We start from the raw sequence: 21,083 nt of genomic DNA, 5'->3' as shown, positions 1-21,083 counted from the left end.
CCGTCAGGGTTCGCGCGCCGGAGCGGCCTCCGGCATCCTCGCGGCCCGTTGCTGGATGCCCCCCTGCCGGAGGACGACCGCGTCGACCTTCCCCGCCGCGTCGCGCGTGAACGTGAGGGTCGCGTCGACGACCTTGTAGAAGAAGACCGACGGCGACTCCGCGTAGACCGGGAAACGGGGCTGGCCGGTCAGCCGGCAGGCCAGCCGTCCGCTCTCGATCGCGCAGTCGAGGACGGCTCCCGGGGCGAGCTCGTATGCTCCGACGTACTCCGCCAGGGCCGCCGGATCGACCTGGATCTCGACGCGCTCCTTGGGCACCGCGTCCGCCGCCAGCCGCGTTGCGGGCATCCGGCGTCCGCCTTGATGGAGCGTCACCTGTCCGGCGACCCCTTCGGCCGGCACGTCGAATTCCAGCTCCGCGGGAACGGCACGGTAGAAGAACCTCGTCTCCGAACGTGCGAAGACGGGCAGACGTTGCTGACCGGTCAACCGGGCGTACAGCTGCGTCCCCTCGTGGGTGACGTGGATGGTCGTGCCGCCGCCCAGGTCGTAGTACCCGTCGAGCCGGGCGAGCTTCGGCTCGGCGACCGTCAGCGCCGCGGCGACCTCCTGCAGCGGGGACTTCGGGTCGAGCAGGTGGATCCCGATGTCGTCGATGCTGCCGTTGCCGTTCGCGAGGACGACGACCCCCGTCTTCGTCGCCGGGTCGAAGGCGCAGAAGGAGTGGAATCCTCCGGTTCCGCCGTTGTGCCAGACGAGGGTGCCGGCATCCGACTTGCGGAGGTGCCAGCCCAGGCCGATCGCCATCTTCGGCGAACCGGCGTCTCCGCGCTCCTGCGCCGCATCGCGCATGGCCCCCGAGAGCTTCGATTCGCCGAGCCCCGCGTTCGCCGCGAGGAAACGCACCATCTCCCGGGCGGTCGAGCGCAGCGCTCCCGCCCCCGCGAGGCTCGACGTCGGCTTCCACGTCCACGCCGGGACGGGCGCGGGCTTCGCGCCCGAGGTGTCGTGCCCGTGGGCGAGCCGGGGCGCGAGCGCCGGTGCGACGTCGATCGCCGTGGCCGGCATGCCGAGGGGAACCGCGATGCGCTCGCGCACGAGCGTGCCGTAGTCGGACTTCGCCGCCCGCGCGAGCGCGTGGCCGAGCAGCCCCACGCCGAGGTTCGAGTACCCGTAGGCCGAGCCGATCGGACGCGCGAGCTTCGCCGTCGGCAGATAGGCGAACAGCCGCTCGGCCCCGTAGTCCACGTACGGATCGGCCGGGTCGGCGGGCGCCAGGTTGTCCGGCATCGGCGGCAGCCCCGACCGCTGCATCGCGAGGTCGAGGAGCGTGATCTGCCGCTCCCCCTCGCGCGGGGGCGCCGCCTCGGCGGGGAGGTACTTCGCGACAGGATCGTCGAGCTTGACCTCCCCCCGTCGCGCCATGTCGGCGAGCAGGATGCCGGTGAACGCCTTCGTGATCGAGCCGATCTCGAAGATCGTGTCCTCGTCGACCCGCCCGGCTTTTCCGACCTCGAGCACGCCCTGGGAGTGGTAGGTCTCTCCACCGGGAGAGACGATCCCGACGACGATGCCCGGCATCACCCCGGACTCGACGCGGGCACGGATGCTCGACGCCACGTCGTCGGGCACGACCGGCTTCGGCGCCTGCGCGCGTGCGGGTCCGACCAGGGCGGCGGAGGCGAGAATTGCCGACACGATGCGCATGGGCGGAAGCCTCCTCGTTCGCGCGATGCCGGCGAGTATACGTTCGATCGACGCCGGCCCGGAGCCGCTACGAGCAGCCCTGCGCCAGCTGGGGAACGCAGGCGTTCGTCGCCGGGGGGCGCTCCGCTCCGGCGCCGCTCGTTCCGTAGGAGCCTTCCCGCTGGGAGCTGCGCGGCACCACGAGGTAGTACCGATCGCCGGGTCCGGGCTGGACCGTGGCCGAGGTCGCTCCGCCGGTGCTGCACAGCACGCTCGCGTGGCTCGTGAAGTCGCCGAGGGTGCCCTCGTAGACGGCGTAGTCGTCGTCCGTCGCGGTGCAGGAGGCCGCCCACGAGAGGAGCAAGCCACCCGAGCCGTCACGGGCGACCGTCAGTCCCGCCACCCGTCCCGACGCCACCGCGGCCCCGGGCATCGGAACCCCCGTCTCCACGACGTTGCAGCCGCACCTCGGGTTCCCGCCCGGAACCGCGCCCCCGAGACTGGTGCAGTGCGACGTCGTGCCGGCGCTCCAGGACGAACACGTCGAGAAGTCGACGATCCCGTCGAGGTTGCTGTCCGCGCAGGCGAATCGAACGGAGATCAGCGTCTTGATGGCGTCCGTTCCGCCCTCGAGGTCCCCGCAGTCGTCCACGGGATCGAACGGCTCGCCGTTCCACCACGGACCGGAGGAGAGGTCGGGCCGGCCGTTTCCGTCGACGTCGCCGTAGGCGGGCGAGGTCTCCAGAGGCGGCTCGAGGTAGTCGTGGAGGCAGTTCGCGCCGCTCAGGGCGCTGCCCCCGTCCAGCGCCACGAACAGCCCGATGTCGTACTGGCTCGCGGCGCCGGCCGAGACCCATACCCGGAAGACCGCCTGGGCGGTTCCCGGATCCCCCGATGCGCAGTCCTCGACGAGGCTCACCGGCGCGATCCTGGCGATCCGGACCTCGTTTCCGGTGCACTCCCTCCCGGGGGCGTACTGGTGGACGCAGACGCTGCCCGTGTCCGCGCCGAGCACGGGCGCGACACCGATCGAGCCAGCCAGGACGATCGAAGCGACGATTCTCATGATCCGACCTCTCCAGGAATAACGGGATTCCCGGAAAGGGCGGGTCATCGCAGCGACGCGTCGCAGCGCTCGATGAGGGCGGCGTAGCCGTCCCGGATCGGGTCGGAGGCCAGGTGACGCAGGGCGCTCAGCTCGGCCCGCGCGCGAATCGCCGGATCGTCGACTCCCGCGAGCGCGGCGAGGTGGATCCACGTGCCCAGCCGGTCGCAAACGCGCCGCAGGAGCAACGTGTCCTGCTCCCGGACGCTCCGCTCGAATCCCTCCCGATCGCGGGCGAGCGCCGCGCGGCCCAGCCGCCCCTCGAGGACGGCGAAGAACCCCTCGTGCGCCCCCCGTCGCGCCCCGTCGCGCATCACCTGCATGCGGAGGACGTGGTTCGTGCCTTCCCAGTTCTCGAAGACGACGTTGTCGCGAAGGAGCCGCGGCAGGACGCTGAAGGTCTCGATCGTGCCGTTCCCGCCGAGGACCTCGATCCCCCGGTTCACCGCGTCGTGGGACAGTCGAGCGGTGCGCACCTTGTTCAGATTCAGACCCATGCGGAGGAACGCCTTCTCCCCGTCGTCCGCGTCCCCGCGATCGACCCTCTCCTGAATCGCGGCCAGCCAGAAGGAGCCGGCGAGGGCCGCCTCCGCGTCGGCGAGGAGCATCGCCAGCGTCTCCCGCACCAGCGGGAATCGGGCGATCGGCCCGCCGAACGCGCGACGATGAAGGGCGAAGCCCCGCGCGACGAGGTAGGCGCGGTGCGCGGCCCCGGCGCACGCGAATGCGTTGTAGAGCCGGCTCGTGTCGATGATCCGCTCCATGACGTTGCGGAAGCCGTCCTCGATCGGCCCCAACGCCTCGGCGCGGGCGCCGTCGAACTCGATCTCGGCCGTGACCATGGAGCGCGTTCCCAGCTTGTCCTTCAGTCGGCGCAGGCGAAATCCGTTGGGCGCGCCTCCGGCGTCGCGGGGCACGAGGAACAGCCCCAGCCCGGCCGTGCCCGACGCCCCCTCCTCGGGCCGCGCGGTCATGAGAAAGAGGTCGGCATCCGCACTCGAGCAGAACCACTTCTCGCCGGTGATGGAGTAGGAGCCGTCCGGGTGCCGTCGCGCACGCACGGCGTTGGCGCCGACGTCGGATCCTCCCTGGACCTCGGTGAGGAACTGCGCGCCGGCGGCATGTTCGCCGTAGACCGGGCGCAGCAGGCGCGGGAGCCACGTCGCCCGCTGGGAGTCGGTGCCCAGCGCCTGCAGGGCGCGGATCGCGCCCGCCGTGCAGGCCAGCGGGCAGTTGTGACCGCCTTCCCCCACGTGGGAGGAGAGGTAGAACAAGGCGAGGATGAACCGGTGCGGGTTCGGGACCGTCTCGTAGGCGGCCATGATCCCGCTGCCGTAGATCAGCGCGCCCGCCCGGTGATAACTCGGGTGGTGCGCGAACCCCGCCACGTGCCGTCCGACCGCGTCGTGGGTTGCGAGGACGGGCAGGTTCCCCGCGCGGTTGTTCTCGACGACGGCGGCGTCGAGGGGCCCCGCCGCCACGGCGCCGAACCGCCTCAGGACCTCGATGCGGTCGGCGGGGATCGCATCGCGGACGAGGATCTGCAACAGCGGGTCGGCTTCGAAGAAGTTGACCGGCTGGCCCGCGAGCCACGCGCCGAGATCGTCCCGGCCCTGTTCGACGGCATCCATGTCGATGCTCCTCGGAACGGAGAGCATACGCCCGGACGCGCAGGCCGACTCACGCCTCCCGCAGCGCCGCCGTCACGGGAAGTCGCGCGGCGCGGATCGCCGGGAGGATCCCTCCGGCAAGCCCCAGGACCAGGGCGAACGCCACGCCCTGGGCCATGAGCGCGGGGGTGACGTCGAAGGCGAAGGAGACCTGGCTGAAGGTGTCCCAGTTGAGCGTGGAGGTGCGGTAACCGTCGAAGAACAGCCACGCGCCGCACGCGCCGATCACGGCCCCCGCCAGCGCCAGGCACAAGGACTCGGCGAGGACCGAGACGACGACCGCCACGCGACCGAATCCCAGCGCGCGCAACGTCGCCACCTCGCGCGTCCGCGCCGCGACCGCGGAGTACATCGTGTTCAGGGCCCCGAAGACCGCGCCGATCCCCATCAGCGCGGCGAGGACGAACCCCAGGTTCCGGATCACCGCCTGGAGCGTCCGCCCCTGGTTTCCGTAGTATTCGCTCTCGCGCAGCACCTGCACGTCGAGCCTCGGGTCCTTCGTCAATGCGTCCTTGAACCGGTCGAAGGCGTCGGGACTCTCGAGGCGCGCGACGACCGTCTGGAACGAGTTCCCGCGCCGGTACGCGGGCTGCAGCACACGTGCGTCGGTCCAGATCTCGGACTCCCAGATCGCCCCGTTGGCGGCGAAGGCGCCGACGACGGTCCAGACGTTCTCCCCCCACTTGACCTTCGAACCGACCTCGAGGCCGCGGAACTGGCGCCGCGCGGCGTCCCCGACGAGGACCTCGTTCCTTCCCCACTCGAACGCGCGACCCTCGACGATCGTCAATTCGGGACGCGCCGCGAAGGCGGCGGGCTGCACGCCGCGCAGCGGGACGTTCGCGGGCGTTCCGGTCGTGGACTTGGGGACGTCGACGACGACGAACAGCTCGGCGGAGGAGAGGGGAACGGCCGCCTCGCCGGGCGCGGTCGCGCCGCGCGCGATCCCCGGCGCCTGCGCGATGATGTCGACGGAATCGCCGACGAGGACGCTCATCATCTCGCTGTCGCTGCCCGCCCTCATGACCAGCGCGTTGCGCGGCGAGCCGGCCTCCCGGAGCGTCCTGCGGAATCCCTCGCCGATCGAGAGAACCGCGACGAGCACCGCGACGACGCCGGCGATCCCGGTGACGGTCGCGAGCGAAGGGCCTCGACGCTGCGGGATCGTCCGGAGCGCCGTCAGCGTGACCGCGGCCACCTGAGTCAGTCCGTTGGCCAGCGACATGCTCAGGCCCTCCGAAGCGCGTCGACGATCCGGAGACGCATCGCCTGGACGGCGGGGAGAATCCCGGCGACGAGGCCCAGCGACACGACGAGCAGGACGCCGACGACGGCGTCGCGCGACGGGAAGTAGAAGATGGGGAGGAAGCCTCCGGTCGGGTCCCCGCCGGAGATGGCGGCGGCGCCGACGGCGAGGCCGAGCCCCCCGCCGGCGACCGTGAGCAGGCACGCCTCGATCAGCACGAGCGCCAGCGTCCGGCCGTTGGTGAAGCCGACGGTCTTGAGCACGGCGAGCTCGGCAGTCCGCTCGCGGACCGACTGCGCGATCGTGTTCCCGGTGACGAGCAGCAGGGTGAAGAAGACCGCGGTGAGGATCCACTGGATGATCGCGCCGATGTTTCCGATCTGGTTCGCGAACGCCTGCGCGAGTGCCTTCTCGGTCATGGTCGACGTCTCGGCCGGCGAGTTGGCGAAGAGCCGGTCGATGCTCTTGGCGACCTCCGCGGACTGCGAGGGATCGGCGATCCTGAGGATGTACCAGCCGACGATCCCCTGCCCCGCCTCGCGAGCCTCGTCGAAGTAGGCGTAGTGGAAGAGGAACTGCGACCTGTCGACGGACCGGTCCCCCGTGTAGATGCCCCGGACGTTGAACTCCCAGACTCTCGACCCGTCCTTCTTCCGCCAGATCGTCGCCTGGATCGGCACCCGATCCCCGACCTTCCAGCCGTACCGCTGCGCCGTGGTCTCCCCGACGAGCACCCCTTCGCGGTCCTCGATCCACGCGCGCTTCTGGTCCTCCGGCACCTTGAACTCGGGGTACATCGCGAGGAAGGGCTCGGGCTCCACCGGGGCCTGGAAAACGCCCTGGAAGCCGGTGTTCGGATTCTGATAGACGCCCCCGAACCAGGACGCGTGGGTCACGGCCGCGACCCCGGGCGTGCGCGCGATCTCCTCCTGGTAGCTGTAGGGAAGCGGCTGGATGATCGACACCTTGTTGACGGTCAGCAGGCGCGAGGCGTTCGCGACGTCGACCCCCGCGCTGAACGCGACGCGTACCGCGGCCAGGTACGCGAACAGGATGAACGCGACGGCGATCGACAGGAGCGTGAAGATCGTGCGCGCCTTGCGGCGCGTCAGATTGCTCCACAGCAGCGGCCAGAACTTCACGCCGCCGTCCCGACGAGCACGCCTTTCTCCAGATGGAGCACCCGGCCGGCCCGCTCCGCGGCATGGGGGTCGTGCGTGACCATGATCACCGTCTTGCCGTGCTCCCGGTTGAGGGCCTGCAGCAGGTCGAGCACCTCGTCCCCCGCCTTCCGGTCGAGATCGCCGGTGGGCTCGTCGCACAGGAGCAACGTGGGGTCGGTGACGATCGCGCGCGCGATCCCCACGCGTTGCTCCTGGCCTCCCGAGAGCTGCCGCGGGAAGTGCTTGGTCCGGTCCGACAGGCCGACGAGGGCGAGCGCGGTCGCGACCTGCTGCCGGCGCCGCGCCCCCGACAGCGAGGTGAGGAGCAGCGGCAGCTCGACGTTGCGCTCGGCCGTGAGCGCCGGGAGGAGGTTGTACATCTGGAAGACGAACCCCACGTGACGCGCCCGCCAGGCGGTCAGCTTGCCTTCGGAGAGCTCGGAGATCCTCACGCCGTCGACGTCGACCGTCCCGGCGCTGGGCCGGTCGAGCCCGCCGATCAGATTGAGAAGCGTCGACTTCCCGGAACCCGAGGGGCCCATCAGCGCGAGGAACTCCCCGCGCTCGACCGTCATCGCGAGCCCCTGCAGGACGTCGATCTTCTCCCCGCCGCGCGAGAAGTTCTTGTGGATGTTCCGGACTTCGACCAGGGTGGCCATCGGCTCCTCGCTCCTCAGTTCGACTCCGGTTGCTCGGCGACGGCGAGCCCTTCCTTCAGGTCCGCCGGGCCGGCCGTGACCACGCGCTCCCCGGCGGAGAGCCCCGCCATGACCTCGGCCGGATCCTCGGAGCCCGGGCCGAGCTTTACCGCGCGGCGCTCGAGCGTCCCGTCCCCCTTCACGACGAACACGAACTCCTCGCCGATCGATCCTCGCACCGCCGCGCGAGGGACGCGCACGACGGGCGTGACCCGTCCCGTCGAGGCGCCGGCATCGCCCAGGAACGCGACTTTGATCCCCATGTCGGGGAGGATCCGCGGGTCGAGCCGGTCGAAGGCGATCCGCACCGTCACCGTCGCCTTCTGCCGGTCGGCGGCGGGAATGGTCGTGATCACGTGCGCGGGGATCGTCCAGTCGCGGTAGGCGTCGAGGGTCGCCTCCACCCGCTGGCCGGGCACCACGCGCTGGATGTACGCCTCGTTCACGTCCACCTCGATCTCGAGCGAGGACATGTCCACGATCGTCGAGATGCCGGTTCTCGTGAACCCACCCCCCGCCGACATCGGCGAGATGATCTCCCCGGGCTGCGCGTTCTTGGAGATCGCCACCCCGGCGAACGGAGCACGGATCACCGTGTCGGCCACGGCCTGCCGCGCGATGTCCACCGTGCGTTCCGCTTCGCGCACCTGCTCCTCCTGCGTCGCCCGGCGCGCCTCGAGCACTCCGACTTCCGCTTCGACGGCGTCGCCGTCCGACGGGGCCGCCATTCCCCCGGCGAGGAGGTCTTTCACCCGCCTCAGCCGCAGCGTCGCTTCCCTGAGCTGCGCCTCGGTCTCGCCGGTCGCACGGCGCGCGGTCTCGAGCTGCGCCCGGGCCAGGGCGAGCGACTGGTTCGCCTGGCTCGGGTCCAGCCGCGCGAGGACCTGGTCCTTCTCGACCTTCATCCCCTCCTCGACGAGTACCTCGACGACCTTCCCGGTGACCTTCGAGGCGACCGTCGACTGGCGCCGCGCGGTGACGTACCCCGAGGCGTTGAGCACGGTCGGACCGCCCTGCGCCCGCTGGACCTCCTCCTCGACGAGGGCGGTCCGCACCGGGAGCGGCCGGGGGCGGAACAGCCACCACGCCGCAGCCGCGGCCACGATCACGAGGACGCCCCCCACCACCATCCAGGCGACGGGCAGGCCCGATCGCCCCCGCTCGTCGCGGTCGATCTTCAGGGCGTTCAGCTTCCGCTGAAATTCCTCGTCGGCTCTTCCGGATTCGCTCAAGTGCCGGATTCTCGCTCGGGTCGGACGTGGTGACAAGCCGGTTCGGGGGGAGATCCCGGCTCGGGGAGCCCGCACGGCCCGCGACCGGGGTTATCATCCCCGCCGCCCTGAGGGGGGGCAAGCTCGCGTGCACGACCGCCAAGACGACCGTGGGACCGGGTCGGCGACGGCGGCGCGCCCGATCCTCCCCGTGATCGCGACGCTTGTCGCCGTCGTGGTTCTCCTCGCGTCCCAGCTCCCCCTTGCGTGGGCGGTGCGCGCGCAGCACAAGCGGTACTACCCCGACCTGGCCCTGACCGGGACGCTGCCGCTCTACCTCGACGACGCCGCGGCGGACTGGTCGTTCATGCAGCAGGCGAAAGACGGCCGGTTCTTCATGTCCGACCTGTACACCGTCGACGCGCACCCGCGGAACTACGTGAACCTCCTGCTCTGGTCCCTCGGGACGCTCGCCCGCTTGTTCCGCGCGGACGTCGTCGAGGTGTACAGCCTGGCGAAGGTCGCCTTCGGTGCGATCCTGCTGGCGGTTCTCTACGCCCTGGCCCGGCGCCTGTTCGACAAGAGCGGCGAACGGTTCGCGTGTTTCGTCATGCTCATCTTCGGCGGCGGCTGGGAAGGGCCCATCGCCTTCCTGCAGCGGCACGCGGACGTGAACTGGACCGCTCACAGCCCGGGCTGGTGGATGCCCGAGATCAGCACGTTTTTCAGCATGATGCTCTTCCCGCACATGACGGCGGGGTTCGCGGCGATGATCGCGACCCTCCTGCTCATGCTCGCGGCGTGGCAGCCCGGGCGCGGGATGCGGCGGCGGACCGCCGCCGCCGCAGGGGCGGGAGCCGTCCTGTTCGTCCTGACCCTCTTCCACCCCTTCGACACCGTGAGCGTGCTCGGCACGATCTGGACGGTGCCGCTGTTCCTGGGCCTCGCCGAGAGGCGCTGGCCCCGCGACGAGGCGTTCCAGTCCCTGGTCGCCTCGCTCGTCGCCGCGCCCGCCGTGGCCTACGACCTCTACCTCGTGAGCACCAACCCCGCGATCCGGGCATGGCACCTCCAGGGCGTCATGACGACCCCGGAGCCCGGCCGACTCGTCATGTGTTTCGGGGTGAACGCGCTGCTCGCCGTCCTGGTGCTCCCCCGCTTCCGCACCCTGGGACGCCCGCAGCTGGTCATGCTCTCGTGGCTCGCCTCCGGGCTCGTTCTCATTCACCTGCCGATCGGATTCCAGCGTCGCATGATGGGTGGGCTGCAGTTCCCGCTGGCGGCGCTCGCCTGCACGACCCTGGCGGTCGTGCTCGCTCCCCTGGTCGCGCGCCTGACCCGGTCCCTGCGTCGCCGGCCCGCCCGCGCCGACGGCCGGGGGATGCGCGCTCTGGGGCTCGTGGCGCTTATCGCTCCCCTGAACCTGATCACCCCCTGTTACGTGCACCAGCATCAGTGGCGCGAGCTCCGCGCGCTGAGCTACCCGTCCTGGCTCCGCGCGGAGGAGTTCCGCGCGCTCCAGGCCCTGCGGACGATCGCCCCTCGAGGGGCGAGGGCGATCGCGTGCTACGAGATCGGCACGTTCATCCCGCCGTTCTCCGGCATCGCCACCTACGTCGGCCACAACGCGTTGACCGGCCACGCGGCGGAGCGGCGTGCCGACGTTCTGCGGTTCTACGCCGCGGGGCCGGACGACGACGCGTGGAGGCGGGAGCTGCTCGATCGATGGGACATCGACTTCGTCTTTCACACGCCGCGCGAACGTGCGCTCGGCGGGTTCGATCCGTCCACGCGCCCTTGGCTGGAGGAGGTCTTCGTGACGGGTGACGGTCCGGCGCGGCGAGCCGCGGTTTATCGGTTTCGATGATGGACAGGTCCCGGATGTCGTGGATCGTCGTCCGCGCGGCCCAGGGCGCGGCCGCGGGCATGGCCGTCGGAGTCGTGCTCGGGGCGTGGGCGAGCCGCGTGCACGGCGACGGGCCTCACCACATGGCGTGGCTCGCGCTGGGACGGATCCTGCCCGGCGTCAGCCGCATCGGCCTCGCCGGCATGATCCTGTCGGTCGTCGTCGCGGTCGCCGTGGCCGGCACCGCGCGGTTCGGGCGAAGGGCGGGGATCGTCGCGGGCGCCCTGATCGCCGGGCTGGGCGCGTGGGGCGTTCGGCTCGCGCTCGGGCCCTACCGGTCCGCGGCCTTCCCGCTCGAGGGGGCGAGCAGCGCGAAGCTGACGGCGGTCGGGATGGCGGTCGTGATCGGGCTCGGTGCGTGCCTTGTGGTCGCCCGGGCGGTCGATGCCTTCCGCCGAGGATCGCCGGGGGCCCCGCGGCCGGCGGCTGCCGTCGCATCCCGCGTCGTGATCGGCGCGTGGCTCCTGGCGTCGGTCGCCCACCTGGCCTATCCGGCGATCGGGTCGATGCGCGCGCGCGGACGGCCGTCGGTTCTCGTGGTTTGTCTGGACACGCTGCGCGCCGACCGGCTGGGGGTCTACGGCAACCCGCGCGGGCTCACCCCGCGTCTCGACGTGCTCGCCGGCGAGGGCGTGGTCTTCGAGCGTGCGATCGCTCCGTCCCCGTGGACCCTGGCCACCCACGCGTCGTTGTTCACCTCGAAGCTCCCCTTCGACCACGACGCCAGGCTCGACTTCATGAAGATCCACCCGGTCCACCGCATGCTGGCGGAGGACTTCCGGGAAGCGGGTTATCGGACGGCCGCGTTCACCGCCGACGGCTACGTCTCCGCCACCTTCGGATTCGGCCAGGGGTTCGAGATCTACGACGAAAAGGACGATGGCGACGACGGCTTGCCCCGCTCCCTCGACCTGGCGCTGCGGTGGATCCGCGGCGCGGGGAACGATCCCTTCTTCGTCTTCCTCCACACCTACGCGGTCCACTCCCCGTACACCCACGCCGACCGGGCGGACCCCGCCGTGCGCGGGCGCCTCGGGGACCGGTTCACCAATGTCGAGATCGAGGAAATCCGGGCGGGCCGCCTGACGCTCACCACGGACGAGCGGGAATGGGTGCGGGGTCTCTACGACGGCGACGTCGCCTACACGGACCGCCTCGTCGGCGAGTTCCTCGAGACGCTGCGGCGCGACGGGATCCTCGACGAGGTCATCCTGGTCGTGACCTCCGATCACGGCGACGACCTGTGGGATCACAGCGTGGAGCGCAGCCCGGGCCACGGCCACTCGCTCTACCAGGAGCTCATCCACGTGCCGCTGTTCGTGCGGTGGCCGAACGGGGGCGCCGCGAAGGCGAGGGTCGGCGCGCTCGTGAGCCTGCTGGACGTCGCCCCGACGCTCCTGGATCTGGCGGGCGTCCCCGCGAGCCCGGACCACGCCGGCCGAAGTCTCGCGGCCGCCTGCCGGACCGGCTCCGAGCCGCCCGCGGCACCCGTGACCGCGGAGTCCACCGAATACGGGCCCGATCGCTTCGCGATCCTCGAAGGAACCTACAAGGTGATCTTCACGCCGTGGCCCGCCGAGAGGAATATGGGGGTCGCCGTACCCGCGGCCCCGCTCGAGATCTTCGACCTGGCGGTCGATCCGGCCGAAACGACCGATCTGTCGCCGCGCCTGGCGGACCTCCCGCCGGAGGTGATCCGCATGGTCGCCGCCGTGCGGGCCCGGGGGACGGACAAGAAGCCGGCGCCGATCGGCGAGGACGGCGGATCCCCGCAGGAGCCCGTTTCCGACGAGCTTCTGCAGCGTTTGAAGGCGCTCGGTTACATCCGGTAACGAGGATCTCCGGTCTCAATTTCGAAATCGGCCCACCTCCCGCGTGCGCGAATCCCGACTTCGCGCCATCTTTACGCGAGACCATCAGGACCCACGGAGCCCCCCCGGTGCGACTTCGACTCGGTGCATCCGCGCTCGCCTCCACGCTGCTCGCCGCGTCCGTCGCGCGTGCGCAGGCGCCGCTGTACCTCGTCGACAGCCCGTTCGATCCTCCCACGGTGACGACGATCTACGCCGTGGATCCGATCACGGGGCTTCTGACCGCCCGTGGTTCGATCGGCAGCGCCTACACGCCGATCCTCGCGCTCGCCGCCGCGGACGGCACGACGCTCTACGCCGCCGGGACCGACAACGCGGGCGCGGTGTGCCGGGGCTCCACGTTCTCGTGCCTGCTCCTCAAGATCGTGCTCGACCCGGTCTCGACGATCCCGACGTCCGTGGAGGTCGTCGGTCCGATCGAGAACGGGACGACGCCGCTCGCCGGCGTCGCCGGAATGACGTTCCGCAACGACGGAACGCTCTACGCCCACAGCCAGGATGACTCCGGCCTGTACACGATCGATCCCGCGACCGCGCAGGCCGACTTCGTCGGAACGGTCACCACCGAGCTGCACGGCGGCGACCTGACGTTCGATGCGGACGACCGGCTGACGCTCTGGACCAACGGCGTCGGATCGACGGCGGGACTCTACGAGGTGGACCCGGCCACGGCGATCGCGACGCTGATCGACCCGGAATCGGGGTTCAACCTCGCCGGGCTCGCATCCCTCGGCCATTCGAACGTCCTTTACGGCGCCAACGTCCTGACCGACCGGCTGTACACGATCGACCCGGTGACGGGCCTCACGGGTACCAACGTCCTGCTGACGCTCGGCGGGCAGCGCTTCGACCACAAGCGCGGCGACCTCGACTCCCCGTTCTGCGTGGACGATGCCGCCTGCGACGATCTCGACACGTGCACCGTCGACCGTTGCACGGCGGGAGGATGCCGCCACCTGTTCGAGGACGCGACCTGCGACGGCATCGACGACGACTGCGATGCCCTGTTCGACGAGGACTACGCGTCGCTCGCGACCGTTTGCGGCGTGGGTGCCTGCACCGCGACCGGATCCACGTCGTGCGTCACGGGGTCCGTGGTCGACAGCTGCGTGCCGGGGTCGCCCGCCTCCGACGACACGATCTGCAACGGCATCGACGACGATTGCGACGGAACGATCGACGAGGACGGCGACCCGGACGGCGACGGCATCGGCTCCTGCTTCGACAACTGTCCGGGTATTCCGAACCCCGGCCAGGAGAACGTCGACGCCGATGCCTCGGGGGACGCGTGCGACTGCGCGCCGGCCGATCCGACCAACGCTCCGCCGGTCGAGGTCGGCGACACCCTCGCGGTCTCGAACGCCGGCGGGACGACGCGGCTGACGTGGGTGGGCGCCTCGATCCCGGAGCGCTTCAACGTGTATCGCGGCGTCCGGAGGCGGAACACGGCCTGGAGCTACAACCAGTACTGCGTGGCGTCGCGGATCTCGGAGGCCTCCGCGGAGGACCCCCTGACGCCGCTCCCGGGCAACGTGTTCTTCTACGTCGTCTCGCGCGTGGGTTGCGGCGAGTCGGCGCTCGCGCGCGACGGCGACGGGCAGGCGATCCCGAACGGCGACCCGTGCCCGAGCACCGGGCAGGATGCCGACGGCGACGGCGTGGAGCAGGCGATCGACAATTGCCCGGCCGTGCCGAACCCCTCTCAGAGCGACGGGGACGGCGACGGGATCGGAGACGCCTGCGAATAGGGGGCGACGGCGGCAGGGGCGGCGACGCCCCTGCCGGTCCTACGGGGTCACATCTCCTCGGATCCCTGGCAAGCCGTCGCGCAGGCGCTCGGGCAGGAGTCGGCGTCCGGCGCGTGAGTCGTCACGAACGATCCATCGGGACAGGCGCAGCCGCACAGGACCGGCGGAGGAGGTGCCGGTCGACCGCGTCCGGCCATGATGCTGGAGACGCCGAACACGCCGACACACACGGCGACGGCGACGACAATGCGGGACAACATCCTCATGAGGGCCTCCTGGCGAGTCGAAGCTCGCGGTTCGCGTGTTCTACGCCGGTCGGAGGAGCGACGTCAACGGTCGCCTCGGGACCATGCAGCGAGCCGCTACTCGTTCCCGTCCCGAAGCGCGACGCGCCACAGGGGATTCCGCGCCACGGGGTCGAACGCCCCCTTGATCGCGGCGAGCTGAGGCCCGTCCACGTCCCCGAGCTCCTTCCACAGACGGAGGTCCGGGTTGTTGCGGATGAAGCGGTAACGCTGCAGATCGCCGAGCCCCGGCATGCGCGGATCGGCGAGAACGACGAACAGGCTTCCCCACCCCTCGCAGATCGGCCCGCCGAAGGTCACGGCGCGTACGCGGCCGTCCTGGGTCAGCACCTCCCCGCGCAGCCATTCGGGGCCGAAGTCGGCATGGTGGGCAAGGCACAGCAGGGCGAGGCGGTACGCGGCGCTGTTGGCGCGCTGGTTCCTGGGCCGGCCGCGCCAGGCCTCGATCAGGTCCTCGCAGGCGGCGCGGTCCCCCTCGGCGTAGGAGCGCACCGCGAGGCCCGGCACCCGTTCGATCCGGTCCAGGCGGCCGCGCAGCGCGGCGAACCGTTCGCCGACGAGGGCGGACACGCGCGCTCCGTCGTAGACGTACTCCGAATCGGCCGCGCGCTTCGACGCCAGCACACCGGCCAGCGCCGGAAGCGATGCCTCCTCGACCCAGAGGATCCGCGTCGGCGCCGCGGCGTCGAACCGACGGCAACGCCTCCGCGCGTGCGCGAGCGCCGCCGCCGTGAACGGGAACGGCGGCACGTAGAGGCTCAGCCGCGGCCCGCGCTCCACGTCGATCACGTGGTAGACCAGCACGCTGCCGTCGACCTCCTCCCAGCGCAACTCGCGCCGAACCGTGCGGGCCAGGGCGTGCAGGAAAGGGAAGTAGTGCAGCCACGTACGGCAACCGCCCGCCTGCGCGGCGCGCGTAAAGGTCTCGCGGTCGCCGACCTCGATGGGGCGCAGGCCGTCCAGGGCCTCGTGTGCAGGCTGGGACCGGGGCGCCGTGCCCAGGTGCGCGAGGATCCGTTCGGCCAGCGCCCTCGGGGACTCCCGGTCGGTGGCCAGCTCCAGGTCGTAGGCGGCGAGCGTGCGGACCAACGGGAACTGGCGGCGAATCCGCCGCCGTGCCTCCGCCGGGCGCGCCCCGGCCCGTTCGAGCAGCACCTCCAGCGGAGCGTGCAGACCGACCAAGACGGTGCGCGCCCGCGGCAGCAGCGCCAGGGTTTCCCGCATCGCCCGCGGCGACTCGAGCAGGGTGTCGACGACGACGTGGAAGCCCTGGCGCCACCAGGCCTCGGCGGAGCGCGCGAGGCCGGCACACAACTCCCGGTAGAGGGGCCAGCGGTCGGTGGCGTAGCGGCCGGCGAGTCCGTCGTGGTGGTGGTCGAGGGAGAGGTGGATGACGGGCGCCGGGGACCGCTCGACGAGCTCCCGGGCCAGCGCGCTCTTGCCCGAGCAGCTGGCGCCGTTCAGCAGGACGATCCAGGGGCGATGCGACGGCGCGACGACCGGATCGGACTTGCGCGGCATCGTGTTCGTGACCCCCAGGCCACCGGCCGGGTCGACGCCGGGCATGGTGCGCGACGTCGCCGGAAGCTTGTACGCCTCCGCTACCGTCGCCGCAAGGTGCGGGTCCAGCCCGCCGGAGTTCGGCTTCCCTGACCCCGGGCGCCCCGCTTCTCCGTTTGGACGAGAAGAAGCGTCCGTCGTGAAGGTCGCGTGAGGGAGGCCAGGATGTCCAAGGTGCAGCCAGCGGTCGATGCGTCGAGCCCCCGGATTCCGGTCCGCCGGCGGGGAGGGCCCCGGTTGGCCGCGCAGCTCTTCGCCGCCGGAGTCGCGGCCCTGTTCTCGTCGTCCACGCTTGCCGACGCCGTCGTGCCGCCGGACGGACAGTACGCGGTGCCCACGGCGCTCGGCGGGGTGCAGGGCGCGTTCAACGGCCTGTCGAAGCGTCCGGATGCGCTCGCGATCTACCCGGCGACGGGCCGGGTCGGCACGACGTGCAAGCACTACCAGGGGATCGCGCGCGTCCACGGCACGGACGGCACGCCGTACCTGATCATGACGAAGTCCGGGAACAAGTCGATCTGCGTGCTCGAGGACGACGAGCCGGGGTGGCTGATCGTGATGAAGCTCGGCTCGCGGCCGAAGTCGGGGGAGCGCCTGGGATCGAACGTCCTCCCCTACGGCTCGACCGACCACTCGGTGTATCCGGAGCCCATGGCGACGTTCGAACACGATCGCGTGGTCTCGGCGTTCCGGCTCGACGGCCAGGACGTCGCGGCTTCGTTCCGGCATCCCGGAGGGATCCAGCTCGCCGGGAACGTGATCGCGATCGGCGCCGAGACGGGATACAACGGCGAGCCATCCGGCGCGACGGTGCTGTTCTTCGACGTCTCGAACCCGGAGCTGCCGACGCTGACGAGCAAGTTCCACGTCCCGGGCTCCGGGTCCGCGCTCGGCGCGGATCCCGTCGGCCTCGCGCCGATCCCGGCCGAAGACGGCACGTGCTGTCGCTACCTGCTCGTCGTCTCCGGTGGCGACGGAAACGACCGGGTGCAGTTCTTCATCTCGCAGCCGGATCCCGGGCGGACGACGACGACCCTCTCCTCCGCCGACCTCGCCTGGCTGCCGAACAACAAGGCCTTCACGGCCGGGGAGCTGTCCTCGTGCATCGGGCAGACCTGGCCCACCGCAGGCCTCGTGCAAGGCGGTCAGCACCAGATGCTCAACTTCGTGCGGGAGGGAGGCCTCGGCGGCCCGCTCTACATGATCGGGGGACGGCGCGACGGCACGATCGTCAATCCGTTCGTCGACGAATACCTCGACCTCTACCGGGTCAACCTCTCGCCGGAAGGCGCGATCCAGGACTGTCCGTTCACGCACGTCGCGACGAAGACGGTGGGCACCGACGCCTGGGCGAACGAAGGAACGACGAGCACCTTCTCGGCGGCCGGGGGCGTCTACGTCTCCCCTTCCGGGGAGCTGATCGTCTACAACGGGAAACACGACCTCACGACCCGATTCGACCTCTCGGATCCGCAGAACCCCGTGGTGCTCTCGTACCACATCTCCGTCGGCGAGTACCGGATCGGAAGCCTCGTGAGGGCCGACAGTCCGCTGCTCCGGCCGACCGCCGCCGTCGACGGGCCGTTCGCGGTCGACGAGGGTGGCATGGTGCCGCTCACCGGACGGGGGGAGCAGGCACGCCAGAAGGCGTTCGTGCAGCTCTTCGAGGACGACGGCGTCGGCCTGGGCCTTCCGGGCTGGCTCGACTCCGACGAGTGGCTCAGCGTCGAATACGCGGATCGGAACGCGGACCGCTTCCACAGCCTCGACCAGCTCGGCGGCGACGCGGACGAGATCTGGGACAACGTGGGCTCGGTCCGTTGGTTCGCGCCGCCGGGCTGCACGATCTCGGCCAACGACTACCCGGGCTGGAGCGACAGCTGGCCCGGCCCGAACACCGTGTTGCTTCGCGGCACCGGTCGTTTCGAGGAGGAGCACGACCTCGACGACCTCCGGGTGTACACCCCCGCGGACTCGCTCTGGCCCGCGGCGCCCGTCCCCGCCGACGTCGCATCGTCCGGCGTCGACTACGACGACGACATCGAGGGCGTCACCTTCCACCATCAGGTCCCGTTCGGCGATGGGGTCGCGAACCGGCACGACTGCGACAGCTACTACGTGAAGCCGATCGGGCTCGGCTGGGATCTCGACTCCAACGGCTCCTTCGAGGCGAGCGGCACCGTCGTGACGTTCGACGCGTTCGCGCTCGACGGCCCCTCCACCGCGACCGTGCGGGCGCGCGCGCAGCATCCGACCGACACGTCGCCGACCGGAAGCGGGGATCCCTTCGCGCTCCCGGTCCAGGTTCGCAACGTGGCGCCGCAGATCGGGGCGGCGACGGTCGCGGATTCCCTCGGCCGCGATCTGTCGGGCGGATCGACGCCGGCGATCGTCGGGCTTCCCGTGACCCTCTCCGTGGGCTTCACGGATCCCGGTCGTCCGGACACGCAGACCGCCTCGGTCGACTGGAACGACGGCTCGGGGCCGGACACGTCGTTCGCCGAGTTCTCGGACGCCCGCAACGGCGCGACCGGCCGACTGGTCGACTCACGCGTCTTCGCGGCGGCGGGCACGAAGACGATCGCGGCGACGGTCACGGACGACGACGGCGGCGCGACGGTGCGACAGGTCACGATCGTGGTGCTCTCGCTCGTGGACGCGATCGAGCACGTCGCCGACCGGCTCACGGCGTTGATCGCGTCGACGACCGACCCGGAGGTCGCCGCCGCCCTGCGCGCCGCCCGGGACGAGCTGATCGGCAACCACGGCGGTAAACCGCCCACGAACGGCGCCACCGACAAGCTCGACGCGGACGATCCTTCGGGTGCGATCGTGAAGCTGAAGGCGGCGCTCGAGGACCTCCTCGCCGCGGAGGCGCTCGGCGGCGGCGACCTCTCCGCGCTCGAGGACCTGCTCGGCCTCGTCGCCGAGGGGATCGCGACGGCGACCTACGAGGACGCGAAGGCGGCGATCCCGACGCCGAGCCCCGGTCAGGCCAGGACGCTCGCGACGATCGCGGCGCTCATCCGGACCGGACACGAGCGGCTCGCGGGCCAGGAGTACCTGGACGCCTGCGACAGCTTCAAGTCGGCGACCGACAAGGCGTTGGGACTTCTGAAGTAGCCCGGCCGCGCCTCACGGGCAGGCGTTCGTCGGCACGCGCTCCGTTCCGTCGCTCGCGTATCCCCAGCTCGGGAGGCACCCGTCGGGGATCGTCCGTCCCAGGTAGTACTCCCCCTCGCCCGGTGGGGGAGCGGGGCGAAGGTCCAGGTAGGACGCGTGGCTCAGGTCGTCGACGAGACACGCGGCGGCGGCCACGCCTCCGTCCGCGTGGAGCGCCGCCAGCGCGCCGACGGCGAGGTCGTAGAGCTCGTTCGCGGGATTCGAGTCCCAGGTGAGCAGGGCGTACGTGTCGTACCAGGAGAGTCGAAGGTGCGTGACCTCCCCCGGCGCCGTGCCGGGGCGGCACTCCCCCGCGCGGCAGTACTCGACGCCGTTGCAGAAGTCGGCGTCGTGGCAGGCGTTCGAGTCGTCGACCACGAAGGTGCAGCAGGCCTGGGGGTGGACGGTGTCGGTCGTGCACGGGTTTCCGTCGTCGCAGGTCGGCCAGCGTTGGACGCAGCCCCCCGCGGCGGGCTCGCAGGAGTCCTGCGTGCAGGGCGTGCCGTCGTCGCACGCGGCGTCCGAAGGGGCGTGGGCGCACCCGAAGGGCTCCGCACAGGTGTCGACCGTGCAGGCGACGCCGTCGTCGCAGCTCGCCGGGATGCCGACGCAGGACCCGTCGTCGCACATGTCGTCCGAGGTGCACGAGAGTGCGTCGTCACACGGCATCACGTCGGCCGGGGAGTGGAGGCAGAAGCCCTCGATCCCGAAGTCGACGAGCTCGCTCGTGTCCCAGTCGGGGCCCGAGACGCCGAGGTGGTTGTCGTTGCCGCTGGTGTCGTGGGCGACGTTTCCCTCCCCGTCGTCGAGGGGCCAACGCGCGCGGAGCTCGGGGTCGCCGAGGGACCCGTGCCGCGCCAGGAAACGCACCTCCTCGGCGCTCAGGCCCCGCCCGTAGATCGCGACCTCGTCCAGCCGACCCCCCAGATCGAACATCCCGCCGTAGTTGTTGCCGAGGAACACCCCCGTGGCGTAGCTCGAGAGGACCCCCGGAGCGCTCGTGCTCGACGGGTACGGGACGCCGTCCAGGTACAGTCGCATCGTGGCGCCGTCCCACGTGCCGGCGACGTGGTGCCAGACGCCGATCCCGACCGCGAACATCGTGGTGTCGATGATCTTCCGGGTCCCGTTCACGGCGAGGGCGAAGTACAGCTGCCCGGTGGCACGCACCTCGAGGTGGTACTGGTAGTAGGGCTCCGTCTCGGAGGTGAACGCCTTGTCGAGGATCGCCTGCCGCGTCCCGACCCCGTCGAGGCGGATCCAAGCCGACAGCGTGATGCCGGATGCCGGGTTCAAGGAGGGACGGTCGGAGATCCAGGCCGTGTCCCCGTCGCCGTCGAGCCACAGGCACGCGCGGTTGGTCGTCGTCGAGCAGAGATCGTCCGTGCAGAGGTTCCCGTCGTCGCAGTCCCCGTCCGCCAGGCAGGCGTCCTGCGCGACCGCGCCTCGCGGGAGGAAGGGCGTCATCGGGACCAGCACCAGGAACATGGAACAGGAGCGGAGGGAGGCCCCGAGCGGCTTGAGCATGACGCACTCCTCTCGCTTCGCCCATTTGTGTGCAACGCGTCCACGACCGCAACCCGGGATCGGGACCGGATTGGTCCGGGATCGGATCCGGTCGGGCGCGGCTTCGCGCCCGGATCGCGCCTGCACGCAACTCGCACGATCCCGCCATCCCGCGCGCACCGGTCGACAACCTCGGCGGCACGCCGCGGGCGTACCTTGACGCGGCAGGAGCAGAACCGGCTCCTG

13 protein-coding genes are annotated in these 21,083 nt (G+C 71.1%); 4 read left to right on the top strand and 9 right to left on the bottom strand.

What is annotated here, in order from left to right:
- Positions 1–3: 3 nt before the first annotated feature.
- The 7 genes from VF139_15100 to VF139_15070 all read right to left on the bottom strand — a co-directional run bounded on the left by VF139_15100 (position 4) and on the right by VF139_15070 (position 8,800).
- On the bottom strand, positions 4–1,707 hold the full coding sequence (locus VF139_15100; protein HEX6852722.1) for a serine hydrolase: 1,704 nt from the start codon (positions 1,705–1,707) through the stop codon (positions 4–6).
- Between the two features lie 67 nt (positions 1,708–1,774).
- Positions 1,775–2,752, bottom strand: a complete 978-nt coding sequence (locus tag VF139_15095) for a hypothetical protein (protein ID HEX6852721.1) — start codon at positions 2,750–2,752, stop codon at positions 1,775–1,777.
- A gap of 44 nt (positions 2,753–2,796) precedes the next feature.
- On the bottom strand, positions 2,797–4,422 hold the full coding sequence (locus VF139_15090) for an acyl-CoA dehydrogenase family protein (GenBank protein HEX6852720.1): 1,626 nt from the start codon (positions 4,420–4,422) through the stop codon (positions 2,797–2,799).
- 49 nt (positions 4,423–4,471) lie between these two features.
- The gene (locus tag VF139_15085; GenBank protein HEX6852719.1) at positions 4,472–5,686 is read right to left on the bottom strand and encodes an ABC transporter permease; all 1,215 of its coding nucleotides are present in this window, start codon (positions 5,684–5,686) and stop codon (positions 4,472–4,474) included.
- A gap of 2 nt (positions 5,687–5,688) precedes the next feature.
- On the bottom strand, positions 5,689–6,849 hold the full coding sequence (locus tag VF139_15080) for an FtsX-like permease family protein (protein HEX6852718.1): 1,161 nt from the start codon (positions 6,847–6,849) through the stop codon (positions 5,689–5,691).
- The gene (locus VF139_15075) at positions 6,846–7,529 is read right to left on the bottom strand and encodes an ABC transporter ATP-binding protein (GenBank protein ID HEX6852717.1); all 684 of its coding nucleotides are present in this window, start codon (positions 7,527–7,529) and stop codon (positions 6,846–6,848) included. The genes VF139_15080 and VF139_15075 overlap by 4 nt, the downstream gene beginning before the upstream one ends.
- A gap of 14 nt (positions 7,530–7,543) precedes the next feature.
- A complete protein-coding gene (locus tag VF139_15070) occupies positions 7,544–8,800 on the bottom strand; it encodes an efflux RND transporter periplasmic adaptor subunit (GenBank protein HEX6852716.1) in 1,257 nt (418 codons plus the stop codon).
- Between the two features lie 127 nt (positions 8,801–8,927).
- On the opposite strand from VF139_15070, the gene VF139_15065 reads away from it, so the two are divergent.
- The 3 genes from VF139_15065 to VF139_15055 all read left to right on the top strand — a co-directional run bounded on the left by VF139_15065 (position 8,928) and on the right by VF139_15055 (position 14,304).
- On the top strand, positions 8,928–10,646 hold the full coding sequence (locus VF139_15065) for a hypothetical protein (protein ID HEX6852715.1): 1,719 nt from the start codon (positions 8,928–8,930) through the stop codon (positions 10,644–10,646).
- Positions 10,646–12,517, top strand: coding sequence for a sulfatase (locus VF139_15060; GenBank protein HEX6852714.1), 1,872 nt, complete (start codon positions 10,646–10,648; stop codon positions 12,515–12,517). Before VF139_15065 ends, VF139_15060 begins: the two co-directional genes overlap by 1 nt.
- A 107-nt stretch (positions 12,518–12,624) precedes the next feature.
- Positions 12,625–14,304, top strand: coding sequence for a thrombospondin type 3 repeat-containing protein (locus VF139_15055; protein HEX6852713.1), 1,680 nt, complete (start codon positions 12,625–12,627; stop codon positions 14,302–14,304).
- A 362-nt stretch (positions 14,305–14,666) separates the two neighbouring features.
- Here the strand turns inward: VF139_15055 and VF139_15050 are convergent, their stop codons facing one another.
- Positions 14,667–16,175, bottom strand: a complete 1,509-nt coding sequence (locus VF139_15050; protein HEX6852712.1) for an AAA family ATPase — start codon at positions 16,173–16,175, stop codon at positions 14,667–14,669.
- A gap of 231 nt (positions 16,176–16,406) precedes the next feature.
- On the opposite strand from VF139_15050, the gene VF139_15045 reads away from it, so the two are divergent.
- Entirely contained in the window at positions 16,407–19,292 is a 2,886-nt protein-coding gene (locus tag VF139_15045) for a hypothetical protein (protein HEX6852711.1), read from the top strand.
- Between the two features lie 12 nt (positions 19,293–19,304).
- On the opposite strand, the gene VF139_15040 is transcribed toward VF139_15045, so the two are convergent.
- Positions 19,305–20,858, bottom strand: a complete 1,554-nt coding sequence (locus VF139_15040) for a LamG domain-containing protein (GenBank protein HEX6852710.1) — start codon at positions 20,856–20,858, stop codon at positions 19,305–19,307.
- Positions 20,859–21,083: the final 225 nt, after the last annotated feature.

The sequence above is a fragment of the Candidatus Polarisedimenticolaceae bacterium genome, assembly GCA_036376135.1.
Lineage (GTDB): Bacteria > Acidobacteriota > Polarisedimenticolia > Polarisedimenticolales > DASRJG01 > DASVAW01.
The sequence above is the reverse complement of the archived record's forward strand: the minus strand, read 5'-3'. Positions and strand labels throughout refer to the sequence as shown.

Excerpts from the sequence above, each read along its gene's own strand:
- VF139_15095 (HEX6852721.1), bottom strand. The coding sequence starts at position 2,752 with ATGAGAATCGTCGCTTCGATCGTCCTGGCTGGCTCGATCGGTGTCGCG.
- VF139_15075 (HEX6852717.1), bottom strand. The coding sequence starts at position 7,529 with ATGGCCACCCTGGTCGAAGTCCGGAACATCCACAAGAACTTCTCGCGC.
- VF139_15100 (HEX6852722.1), bottom strand. The coding sequence starts at position 1,707 with ATGCGCATCGTGTCGGCAATTCTCGCCTCCGCCGCCCTGGTCGGACCC.
- VF139_15040 (HEX6852710.1), bottom strand. The coding sequence starts at position 20,858 with ATGCTCAAGCCGCTCGGGGCCTCCCTCCGCTCCTGTTCCATGTTCCTG.
- VF139_15085 (HEX6852719.1), bottom strand. The coding sequence starts at position 5,686 with ATGTCGCTGGCCAACGGACTGACTCAGGTGGCCGCGGTCACGCTGACG.
- VF139_15050 (HEX6852712.1), bottom strand. The coding sequence starts at position 16,175 with ATGCCCGGCGTCGACCCGGCCGGTGGCCTGGGGGTCACGAACACGATG.
- VF139_15060 (HEX6852714.1), top strand. The coding sequence starts at position 10,646 with ATGGACAGGTCCCGGATGTCGTGGATCGTCGTCCGCGCGGCCCAGGGC.
- VF139_15090 (HEX6852720.1), bottom strand. The coding sequence starts at position 4,422 with ATGGATGCCGTCGAACAGGGCCGGGACGATCTCGGCGCGTGGCTCGCG.